At 53.6% G+C, this 11,909-nt stretch carries 7 protein-coding genes; all 7 read left to right on the top strand.

Annotated features, from left to right (window positions below; genetic code table 11):
• Positions 1-151: 151 nt before the first annotated feature.
• The gene (locus PV407_RS21925; RefSeq protein WP_332092131.1) at positions 152-2,464 is read left to right on the top strand and encodes a helix-turn-helix domain-containing protein; all 2,313 of its coding nucleotides are present in this window, start codon (positions 152-154) and stop codon (positions 2,462-2,464) included.
• Between the two features lie 425 nt (positions 2,465-2,889).
• The gene (locus tag PV407_RS21920; protein WP_332092130.1) at positions 2,890-3,036 is read left to right on the top strand and encodes a hypothetical protein; all 147 of its coding nucleotides are present in this window, start codon (positions 2,890-2,892) and stop codon (positions 3,034-3,036) included.
• A 29-nt stretch (positions 3,037-3,065) separates the two neighbouring features.
• Positions 3,066-4,661: an extracellular solute-binding protein gene (locus PV407_RS21915; RefSeq protein WP_332092129.1), complete on the top strand. Its 1,596-nt coding sequence runs from the start codon at positions 3,066-3,068 to the stop codon at positions 4,659-4,661.
• 120 nt (positions 4,662-4,781) lie between these two features.
• Positions 4,782-5,681, top strand: a complete 900-nt coding sequence (locus tag PV407_RS21910) for an ABC transporter permease (protein ID WP_332092128.1) — start codon at positions 4,782-4,784, stop codon at positions 5,679-5,681.
• 12 nt (positions 5,682-5,693) lie between these two features.
• Positions 5,694-6,554 carry a carbohydrate ABC transporter permease gene (locus PV407_RS21905; protein WP_332092127.1) on the top strand — a complete coding sequence of 287 codons (861 nt, stop codon included), beginning with the start codon at positions 5,694-5,696 and terminating at the stop codon, positions 6,552-6,554.
• A 136-nt stretch (positions 6,555-6,690) separates the two neighbouring features.
• The gene (locus PV407_RS21900; RefSeq protein WP_332092126.1) at positions 6,691-11,463 is read left to right on the top strand and encodes a DUF4838 domain-containing protein; all 4,773 of its coding nucleotides are present in this window, start codon (positions 6,691-6,693) and stop codon (positions 11,461-11,463) included.
• Positions 11,464-11,498: 35 nt separating this feature from the next.
• Positions 11,499-11,759 carry an S-layer homology domain-containing protein gene (locus tag PV407_RS21895; protein WP_332092125.1) on the top strand — a complete coding sequence of 87 codons (261 nt, stop codon included), beginning with the start codon at positions 11,499-11,501 and terminating at the stop codon, positions 11,757-11,759.
• Positions 11,760-11,909: the final 150 nt, after the last annotated feature.

Raw genomic sequence — 11,909 nt, 5'->3', positions numbered from 1 at the left:
TCATAGAAAGCGGCTAGTTGCCCTCATGATACAGTTATTGGTATATAGCCGGTAGCTGTTATTGGCATTTCATCGGATAGGTAACCGTTTTTCCGATATCGCTTTGGCAAAATAAAGGCGTCCAAGCGCCATATAACCTGGAGGTATATTAATGAAACGGAAACGCGGATGGTCCGCAAAGGTATCGTTCAAAAGAAAGCTGGCGCTCTACTCCATCACGATCAGTGCGGTTCCCGTGCTGCTGGTCGGCTTTCTCTCCTCGTCGATCGCGTCGCGGAGCATTCAAGAGGAAGTCGACCTCAACCACCAGACGCTGCTCAAGCAGGTCGAATACCGGCTGAACCATCTGATGGAAAATCTGGGCATTCACGCCGTTTCCATCGCCACGAACGTTACCGTCGAGCGATCCGTCGAATCGGGGCCGCCGGACCGCAATGATGTCAGCCAAACGATGGATATGATGGAGACGCTGCGCAAGCAGGTGAACTTTTCGCCCATCCGCTACGACGTCACGCTCATCTATAAGAAGTTCGATCACGTTTACTCCTCCGTCCATCAATCCATTCCTTATTCGCGATCCGTCTACGAAACGATTATGCAAAATACGCAAACGAACCGCAACGCGCCTTTCGTCGTAACGCCGAATACGTTCAACAACAAGGAGCTTATGCTGTTCCGTCCGATCCCGCTTCATTCCTACTATACGGAAGGAATCGTGGTGCTGAACGTCTCCATCGACGAGCTGTCCAAAGTGCTGGGCGACAGCGAAGAGCAAGAGCAGTATCGAGGACGGATGGCGGTCGTGGACAAGGACGGCAGGGTGATGATAAGCAGCAACGACAAAGATATAGGCGCGAAGCTGGCCTCGACTACGGATTTGTATCAATTTTGGAAAAACCCGCAAGGATTCGACGGGCCGATTCGGATTGACGGGGTTGCGTATCATCTGTCGTCGCTCAAGCTGAAAACGTACGATTGGACGATCATCGCGATGACGCCGATGGCCGAATTGACGCAGCGCTCCGCCGCTATCAAAAAAGTAACATGGGAGATTATCGGGGCGATCGTCGCCTTCTGGATCCTTGTCGCGCTGACCGGGTCGAACAGGCTGTATATTCCGATCGAACGTATGATCAAGCGGGTGCCAGAGGAATATGCCGGCAGTATGGAAGGCACCGACGGGCTGAAAATGCTGGAATCGGTATTGAACGAAACGATTCGCGACAATCGTCATTTGCGCAGCCGGATTCACGCCGATCTGCCGTCCCTGCAGGAAAATCTGTCGCGCCACTTGCTATGGGGGGACATGACGGATGCGGAAATCCGCAATAAACGCGATCAGCTCGGTCTGCCGCTGCACGGCTCTTCATTCCGGGTTTGTCTCATAACGGCTGACGATTTCGCGGTGCTTACGGAAAACTACCAGGGGAAAGATCAGTCCCTGATCCAATACGCGCTGCGCAAAATGGCCGAGGAAATATGCGAAACGGTCCTCCCTTGTCTGGCCTTGACTACGCAACCGGGTCAGGTGGCGCTTATTATCGGCGAATCCGGCGGAAGCGAAGCGCAGGGAGAGACGGAGCGGAAGCTGGGAGAGATCGCCGCGAACATCCGGCTTGGCACAGAGCAATATTTCAAATTTACCGTAAGCGTGGCGGTCAGCCGCTCCTATAAGAACTACTACGGCATTAAGCAGGCGTATAGGGAGGCTACGGAGCTTTCCGCATACCGGATTCTGATGGGACCGAACGTGACGATCACCGAGCAGGAAACGGAGCGGGCGATCGCCCAATCGGGCCGCGAAATCGTCAGCCTTCAGAAGAGCATATTAACGAATCTGACCGGCGGCAGCGTCGAGGAAGCGAACGGGCTGTTGTCCAAGCTGGCCGGACGAATCGGCGAATCCGTCGCCAATCCGGAAACGATGTTCGGCATCTTCGACTATTTGCTCGTCGAACTGGATTCGCTTTTGCATGAGTATGGCTGCGAGCTGCGGGATATTTTTGCGGAGGATTTGCATAAAAAGCTTCACAGCTTAAACACGCTTTCCGCTGTGCACGATTGGCTCTCCAGCTCCGTCTTTCCTTCCGTCGCCGCCTATTTGGATACCTCGCAGGTATCAAGGCAAGAAAAGGCCGTACAATACGTCTTGCAGCATGTGCATGACGGATGGGACGCCGATCTGCAGCGGATCGCCCGGCAGTACGGCATGTCGGTTTCGCATTTAAGCCGGTTATTTAAAGAGAAAACCGGGGAGCATTTCTCCGACTACTTGATCCGGGAGCGAATGACGAAAGCGCAGGATTGGCTGCTCCGCACGAACATGCCGGTTAAAGAAATCGCCGGGCGGCTTCATTACTCGAACGTACAAAATTTCAACCGGACGTTCAAGCAATATACCGGCTTGCCGCCGGGCGCGTTTCGGAAGAAGGCGGAAGAAGAGGGAAACGGATCGGAGCATTGACGAGCGGAGCGGCTACGGCAGCGTCTTCGGCCGCGGTCGCGGGTCTTGCAGGCGCGTGTTCTTCATCTCATTGAAGACGACGGATGCGGCAAGGCTGCGCGATTCAGCCGCGTGAGGAAGGCAAGTTGGAAGGTAAGGCCGAGAGGGATAAATTGCTCCTCTTTTGCCGTATTGGCTCTTGCTTTTCCACCACTCCAATACGTGATTATTGCCGTTCATTCGCAAAAACGGATAGGCTGAATGTGCCGAACAGGCGATTTCACACAGGGGGAAGGGATTCGATACGAACCTATAAAGGCAATTGAAGCGGAGAGATGGCGGGGAGACATAAAACGGGCAGCCATTCCGTACGGAAGAGATCCGTTAATCAACCCCCCTATGCTTCCGCTTGGGAAAGGAAACGACGGAGAGGTTTCCGGCAGGATATGAATGTGCAAAGGCGAGTGCAGCTTCTGCATGATGAAACGGCTGCGTATCATTGCTTCATCCGGGACGATTCCGTCTATTTGGTGACGCATGGAGAAGTCGTCATTCTCGAAGGCTGCCTGTCGTCCTTCCGGGAAACGATCTAAATCGAGGAGTGAGAGAAAGGGGAAACAGCATGTCTACATTCAAACGTAAAGCGGCGCTCGGGGGGCTGGCGCTTATGATGACTGCGTCTATCGTCGGCTGCGGCAAAACCGGGGAACCCGGACAAACCGGCGATGTTTCGGAAAAAAAAGAAGCGGCTGCCGCCGGGCCAAAAGCGACGCTGAATCTGCTGACGTCGCATGCGGGCGCCGCCTATGCCAAGGAAGTGAAGGTGGCGGACGACCCGTATCTGAAGGAATTGTCCAAGCTTTCGGGCTACGACCTGAAATTCGAATTTTTAGGCCATGCGCAAGATTACGAACAGCAGCTTACGGTCCGGTTCGCCTCGAACAATTTGCCGGATATGATCCGGACGTACAGCATCGAAGCCCCGATGCATTCGGGCGCGGTGGAGCAAGGCGTCTTCCAAGAGCTCGGTCCGCTTATCGACAAGTACGGACCCAATTTGAAGAAAAAAATACCGCAAGAAGCGTGGGATAGTCCGCAGGTGAGCAAGGACGGCAAAATTTACGGGATTCCCGCCCTCAGCGCGCTTCCGGCCGCCAAAGTCGTCTATGTCCGGCAAGACTGGCTGGATAAGCTCGGCATGCAGCAGCCGAAAACATTGGACGAATACTTGGCTTATTTCGAAGCGGTGAAGCAGAAGGATATGAACGGCAATGGCGATCCGAACGACGAATACGGCTTCTACGTGCGGGAAAATATGGCCTATGCCGATCTATTCTTCAAAGAATTCGGCGTTTCTCCGAATGTTTGGAACATGAAGGACGGTCAGCTTATCCCTGACATGATCCGTCCGGAAATGAAGGACGCGATCAGCTTTTGGAAGCAGCTGTACGGTAAGGGCTACATTAATCCGAATCTGTTCACGAATAAGGGGGCGGATTGGGGAGCCGGAATCAAACAAGGCAAGGCAGGCATGTGGGAACACGAAGTGACCAATTACAATTCGGACTGGACGGCGGACAAATTCGTCAATCAACCGGACGTGAAAATCAACATGATCCAGCCCCCGGTCGGACCGAAAGGGCCAGGGGCGCTGACTCCGCAGTATAGCGGCATTTACTACGTATGGGTCATTCCGACTTCGTCGAAGCAGGCGGAAGCGGCGATCAAATTTTTGGACTGGGCTTGGTCCGATGATGCAAACAAGTTTTTTGCCTACGGGGTCGAAGGAAAGAATTATACGGTCGAGAACGGCGCGGTCAAATGGGACGCGAATGCCCCGAGCAATAAAGAGAAAGGCGACTCCGTGTTCTACCAATTGTCGATCAATCCGCGCGGGGACGGCCGCATGGTTCAGGACGTGTTAAAGTTTTCGCCTAACGGAGATATGCTGGTCCGCGGCGTGGAGCTGGCCAAGAACGCCATATTTAAGCACGACGGCCTGAACATGCCGGCGCTCAAGGCGTTGGAGACGCATCCTGAGCTTGTACCTGGTACCGGCGCAGGGACGCTGTTCCTCGATATGTTCGCCAAAGTCGTCACCGGCAAAGAAGAGCTCGATCCCGCTTTCGACAAGTTCGTCAGCGAGTGGAAGCGCCGCGGCGGCGACGAAGCGATTAAAGAAGCGACGGCATGGTACAACCGGAAGGCTAAAAAATAGAGCATCGTTCACCGGATAGAGTGATCGGAGCGGAGGGCCGGAGCCTGCCGGAGAAATCGGCATCCGTATATCCGGCAGGATTCCGGCCGAACGCATTCGCTGCGAAGGAGAGAAAACGCTGTGTTGAACAGAATCATGAAGAAGGATCGTTGGGCGCTTCTCGTCCTCATGCTTCCCGGTATCCTGCATTTTCTTGTTTTTCGTTATGCGCCGTTGACCGGCAATATCATCGCCTTTCAGGACTATAACATGTTCAGGGGCATCATGCATAGCGATTGGGTAGGCTTCAAGCATTTTGTGACGATTTTTACGTATGAGGAGTTTTTCAACGTCTTGCGCAATACGCTGGCCTTTAGCTTCCTATCAATCTTGTTCGGCTTTCCGGCTCCATTGATTTTGGCTCTTCTCTTGAATGAGGTTTCACAGATGTGGTTCAAGCGGCCGATCCAGACGCTGCTGTATTTGCCGCACTTTCTGTCCTGGGTTATCGTCGGAGGCATATTCATCAATTTGCTGTCGCTGGACGGCATGATTAACGTCATAAGGGGCTGGTTCGGGGCTGCGCCGATCGATTTTCTGACGGAAGGCGGGTATTTCCGCGGCATCGTTGTCGCAATCGGGATTTGGAAGGAAGTCGGCTGGGGAACGATTATTTATTTGGCGGCGCTTGCCGGGATCAATCCGAGCTTGTACGAGGCGGCCGTCGTCGACGGCGCGGGCCGCTGGAAACAAATCTGGTATGTGACGCTGCCGTCGCTGCTGCCGACGATCGTCGTTCTTTTGCTGCTGCGGGTCGGAACCGTGCTGGATTCCAATACGGAACAACTGCTTATTTTCCTCAATCCTCTTATCAGGGACGTCGGAGAAGTGGTGGACACCTACGTTTATCGAGTCGGGCTGCTAAAGGCTCAATTCAGCTACACAACGGCTATCGGTCTGTTTCAGTCGCTTGTCGGACTGGCGCTTGTCGTCGGCTTGAATACGATCAGTAAAAAAACGACCGGCGAAAGCATCTACTAGGAGGACGAGCATGTGAACAGATCCAATCGCATCTTTCAGTGGGTGAACGGAACGTTCCTGGCGATCGCGGCGCTTTCGATGGTGGCTCCGATTATCCATCTTGCGGCGGTGTCGTTAAGCTCTTCCGTGTATGCAAATGCGAAGCTGGTTTATTTGTGGCCGAAAGGCTTTAATATGGACGTATACAAAATCATATTGGGCATGGAGTCTCTTTGGCGGTCGATGGGCGTCACGATCGCGATAACCGTCGGGGGAACGCTGCTGTATCTTTTCTTTACTTCTACAATGGCATACGGCTTGTCCCGCCCTCACGCGCCGGCGAGAGGCTTGATCATGAAATTCGTTTTGGTCACGTTTATTTTCACTTCGCCGCTGATTCCCGGATATTTGGTCATCCGTTCGCTGGGGCTGGAAAATACGTTATGGGTACTTATGCTTCCAGGCGCGATTAACGCATTCGGCGTTATTATTATGAGGACGTTTTTTCAAGGCTTGTCATCCGAGCTGTTCGACGCCGGGAAGATCGACGGCTGCGGCGAATTCCGCATCTACGCGCGCATCGCGATGCCGCTGTCGATGGCGGTAAACGCAACGCTTGCGCTGTTTCAGGCGGTAGGCCTGTGGAACTCCTACTTCAGCGCACTCATCTACATCAGGAGCAAAGAACTGTACCCGCTGCAAATTCTTCTGCGCAGCTTGATCATCGAGGACGACACCCTGACGAACAAGACGTCCGGGGACTTGCTCTCGGCGACGCCGGAGACGTTGAAGGCAGGCATTATTTTATTTGCAACGATTCCGATTTTGCTTGTATATCCTTTCCTGCAAAAATATTTTGTCAAAGGGGCGCTGCTGGGATCGTTGAAGGAGTAAGGCAATAGAACGGGCGGATCCAACGATCCGCTTCCGCTATTGTTTTTTCGCTCGCTTCCTTAAGCGCTTTCACGCCGTCAACGGCATACGCGGATATTAGGTTAACCATGAAACAGAAATAAGGGAGGTAATGATCTTGAAGAAAAAGTCATTTCTATGGGTGCTTATATTATGTATTGCGTTGACGCCGTTGTTCGGCACCGGCCAGAGAGCTTTTGCCAGTCAGCCGATTCCCGAACCCAGTCAGGCAGACCTGGCGGATGCATTAACGATCGCTCGCGACGGAGCGGCCAAAGCGAACATTATTCTTTCCTCTGCCGGAAGCGATATGGAGGCATGGGCCGCGACCGAATTGCAGAACACAATCAAGCAGGTTAGCGGCGCAGAGCTGCCGATTGCCAGAGCAGATTTGAGCAAGGATGGCGTGAACGCAAGTTTGGAAACGAATACATTGCGGATAACCAAGAGCGGCGAATATGCATTTTCGATCAAACTGATAAATACTGGCGCTTTAGCGGCTCAAGTGAGCTTCCTGCAAACGGATCAGGGAGCGCTGCGTATTACGCCATTGAACCCGGTCAGCCTGGGTCCTTGGCAGACTGCAAGCGTAAGCGGCGCCGTGAAGGTGCCCGCGCAGACAACAGACGGTACGTATCAAGTGGGGATTAAGACGGTTGCGAATGGCGAGGAGCTTGAACCGGTAACCTTAACCGTGCAGCTTGATCGGAATATCCTCCTGAATTCGGGCTTCGATACTACCCTTGCGAGCTGGTGGGCGCCGGCCGGGGTCGCGAGCCTGGATGGAACCGTGAAGCATAGCGGCGCGTCTTCCATGCGAATGACTGTGCCCGCGAAAAGCTACACCTATGCGCGGACGGACCAGAAGCTGTATTTGGAGCCGGGCAAAGAATACGTGCTGCAGGCTTGGATGAAGGGAGAGCGGGCAGGCAGGGCTACGGTTGAGTTCCGCTCGCTGAAAAACAATACTGACATCGCGGGAGGCTCAACGAAGCGAACTGTCACCGTCGACACCTACTGGACCTATGTGGAGCTGCCGTACTCGCGCGATCCGAACCAGGACTTCGACTACAACTGGATCAACGTCTGGGCTTTCGATGACAACATCGGAACGAACACATTGTGGATCGACGACATGACGTTAAGTCCGGTGGAGAAGCAGAGCGCTCCCAACATAATCGACAATCCCGGATTTGAGATTGGCCTTGGAGGCTGGTGGGCGCCGACCGGGGTAGCGACTCAAGTTCAAGCGGAGAAGCATAGCGGTTCGTCTTCTATGCGGATGGATTTGCCGGCAAGCGGCTATACCTATTCGCGAACAGACCAAAAGCTTAATCTCAAGCCCGGTCAGAAATATATCCTGAGAGCGTGGATGAAGGGAGCGCAGCAAGGCCGGGTAACGGTCGAATTTCGATCATTAAAAAATAACGCCGATATTGCGGGCGGTTCAACGAAGCACAGCGTAATCATCGGCAAGGACTGGACCTATGTGGAGCTGCCGTATACGCGTGACCCGAACCAGGACATCGACTATAACTGGATCAATTTTTGGAGCTATCTTGATTATCTAGATGGAACGGGGACGCTATGGATCGATGATGTGACATTAAGACCAGACGTTACGGAGGAGCAGCAGGGGACGGAGCCTGCCGGACCGGGTAATGAACCGGCTATTGTGGAAGTGTCCGAGTCCGGCGCCGAGCTTACCCGCATTATACTGGCAACGCCGGAATCGTATCCGGAGCTGTCCACTCTGTTTGCGGACGATCTGGCCTTCTTGGAGGATTCCGACGGTTTCGCGATTAGACAATCGGGGAACACGATTTATATTTTTGGCTCCGAGCCTCGCGGCGTGTTGAACGGCGTTTATGATTTCCTGGAGAAGAACGCCGGCGTGCTCTGGACCCGGGCATCCGATGTTGGAACGATTTTCGAGCCGCAGCCGACCATTCAGGCGGTGCAGACCGACTATCGGGAGAAATCGCCCTTTGCCGTGCGCGGCTGGCATACGACAGGCGTTGGCGCGAACGGCGAGTTCCATACGGACGCCCGAACGAACCAAATGCTTGCCCGCAACAAGCTGAACGCCAAGTTTGCGGAGGTCGGCAATCTTTCATACTGGGCGGGGCATGAAAGCATCGGCCTCAAAGCGGTCAATCTCGGCCACAATTTGGGGTATTGGCTGCCGAACGAGGAGTATTTTAGCTCGCATCCGGAATATTACAACTGGGAAAATGGGCAATACGTACCCCTCTCGGCGGGAACGCAAATCAATTTCTACCATCCGGATGTTCCGTCGATCATCGCGGGGAAAGTAAAGACGTTTTATCAAACGTATGGGACGGAATATATCGGAATCGGGATTAATGACAATCATAGCTTCACGCAGAGCCCGGAAAGCAAGCTGCCGTTCACGACGCCGGGCGGTGTTGTTGTACAGCCTGACGATCCGGCTTACAAGTCAACCGTCTTCTTTACCTTCCTGAATAAAGTGGCTGCAGAGGTGAAGCAGACGTATCCGGGAGTGAAGATTGTGTCGTACGCGTACTTCTTTACGGAAGTGCCGCCGAAGGTCGAACTGGAAGATAATATCGTCATAGTGATGGCTCCGGCTAACGAGGACGAGCGAACCCCGATTAACACGGAGAACCAGCAAAACAACAACTACAAATACAAACAAAGACTTGAGGAATGGGCAGAGCGGACGAAAAATATCATCATGTACAACTATTACGGCTGCTGTTATGCGAAGTCTTATGAGCGGCCGATCGCCGAAAAGGTACAGGCCGATATGCAGTATTATCGCGATCTGGGTATTTTGGGTATGCTGCCGGAAGGGATCGTGGATGCCAGAAGCGAAGCTTGGGGAGTCAATGCGCTGCAATTTTGGCTGTTCGAGAAGCTGTTCTGGAATCCGGATGCCAACATCGAAGCGCTCACGAATGAATTCGTCCACAAGGCATACGGCGCGGCGGCAGAGCCGATGAGACGGTATTACGATCTGATCAAGCAGGGCTGGAACTACGACCAGCAGCCGATCAACTGGTACTCGAATGAGAATCAGCTGATTGGACAATACATTGTGCAGGCCGGCATTCAGGAGCCGGCGGCGCAGGCGCTGGGCGAAGCGTATGAGCTTGCGGATGAGCGAGCTAAAGCGAGAATCGCACCGATTCGTTCGACTTTTATGGAAATGACCTTCCAGTACGGAGGACGTCAGCAGGTTTCAGGCAATGCGGTAAAAACGTCTGCGACACAGGAAGAGATTTTGAGCGCGCTTGATTTCAGCCAGGGGCCATGGTCGATAGCCGAACCGGTGACCACCTTTATGAAAATGCGAACGACCGAGACTCCTCCGGTTGAAACGAAGGTTTACCTGCTATGGGACGACGAGAATCTATACGTGGGTTACGAGAACTTTGACAACGATATGGATGGTAGGATCATAAGCGAAGATGCGCCGGGAGGATGGTGGAGAAGCGGAGCGGACGATTCGGCGGAAACGCATTTGTCGGATGGCAAAGGCGGCACTACCTATTCTTATTCCACGAATCCGATCGGCCTCAAGTTTGTATGGAAAACGGGACCGATGTTAGCCCCCGAAGTCGATTTTACGGCCAGCACCACAACGCTGGAAGATCGCTGGAATGTGATTCAGGCGATACCGTTTGCCAGCTTTGGGGTCGACCCGCAAACGGATGACAAGTTTAAAGCTCTTTTCTTTCGTAATTTCCATGGGCAAACGGGCTGGTACAGTTGGGGCGGCGGCGTGGTTTGGAGTCCTGCCGACCAGAGCGTGGTTCATTTGGTTACGCGTGAGTATGGTATCGCCGAAATAGGCGACCAAACAGCAGTTCAGTTGCAGTCGGGCTATGAGCCTGGCACGCAGGAGACGAAGGTCATTCGGGTGGAGAACAGCGGAACAGCAGCTTTGAGCGGACTGACAGTCGCCATTGGCGGGGAGCATGCGCAAGATTTTATACTGACTCAACCGGAAAAGGCTGCGTTAGGCATTGGGGAGTCTGCAAGCTTTACCGTAAGAGCCCGAGACGGCCTGGCGGCAGGAACCTACACCGCGAGGATAACGGTATCGGCAGCTCATATGCAGGATGTGTCCTTTACGATTACGCAGGTCGTCATTGAGCAAGATCTCCCGGCCGCTCCGCAAAATTTGCAAGCAACAGCGGGAGATCGGCAGGTTGTCTTGACATGGGATGAAGTGCCGGAGTCCGTTTATTACAACGTGTACATGTCCAACACGCCGGAGTCGTTCCATTTCGATGAAACAATCACGGTAACGGATGCCACATATACCGTCTCCAATTTGGTCAACGGCACGACATATTATTTTATAGTGAAGGCGGGCAACTCCGGCGGTTTGAGCGTTGCTTCCAATCAAGCGAGCGCGACTCCTGCGACGATTCCGGGTGCGCCCAGGAATGTATCGGCGATTGCCGGAGACGGGGAGGCTACAGTTTCTTTCACGGCCCCGGCGGACAACGGCGGAAGTCCGATTACGGGGTACGAGGTGATTGTTTCACCTGGTAATTACGTGGCGACCGGCGCGGCAAGCCCGATCCATGTAACCGGATTAACCAACGGAACGAGCTATACGTTCACGGTGAAAGCGATCAACGCGATGGGCAAGGGTGAAGCATCTTCGGCTTCGGCTCCGGTTGTACCGTATAAGAGCAACAACGGCAACAACGGCAATAACGGCAACAACGGCAACAACGGCAATAACGGCAACAACGGCAACAACGGCAATAACGGCAACAACGGCAACAACGGCAATAACGGCAATAACGGCAATAACGGCAGCAATGGCAAAAACGGAAATAACGGTAACAGTAGAAATGGCGGCACTGCCTCCTCCCCTGTCGTATCTTAGGTATTGTTAATGGGCGGGAAGACGGCACATTCGGCGTGGACGATCCGATTCGGAGCGAAGACATTGCGGTCATGATCGACCGCGCGTTGAAGCTTAAAGCATCTGCTTCCGACAAGACATTCACAGACGAAGAAGCTGTCTCCGATTATGCGCGCGATGCGGTCGGCGGGCTGCAAGGCGCGGGCCTGATACAAGGCTGTGAGGACGGCAGCTTCAGGCCAACAGAACAAGCAAGTCGCGCGCAAGCCGCCATCCTGATCTTTTCTGCCTGGAAAATCTACCTTCAGGCAGACTGACCGCATCCGACTATGCGGAACGGAACATTCGATTATGGTCACAAACTACCGGTCCGAAACCGTCTTTGGATAATTCGTTCGAAGTGAATGCGGAGACGAAAAGCGACCGTTGGAATGTCATCCAGCTATTCCGTTTGCGGGCTTCGGCTT

Origin of the sequence: Paenibacillus sp. GYB003 (genome assembly GCF_036577625.1) — a bacterium.
In the GTDB taxonomy this organism is placed as follows: Bacteria; Bacillota; Bacilli; order Paenibacillales; family NBRC-103111; genus Paenibacillus_AB.
Note: the sequence above shows the minus strand (reverse complement) of the source record. Positions and strands in the feature narration are given on the sequence as shown.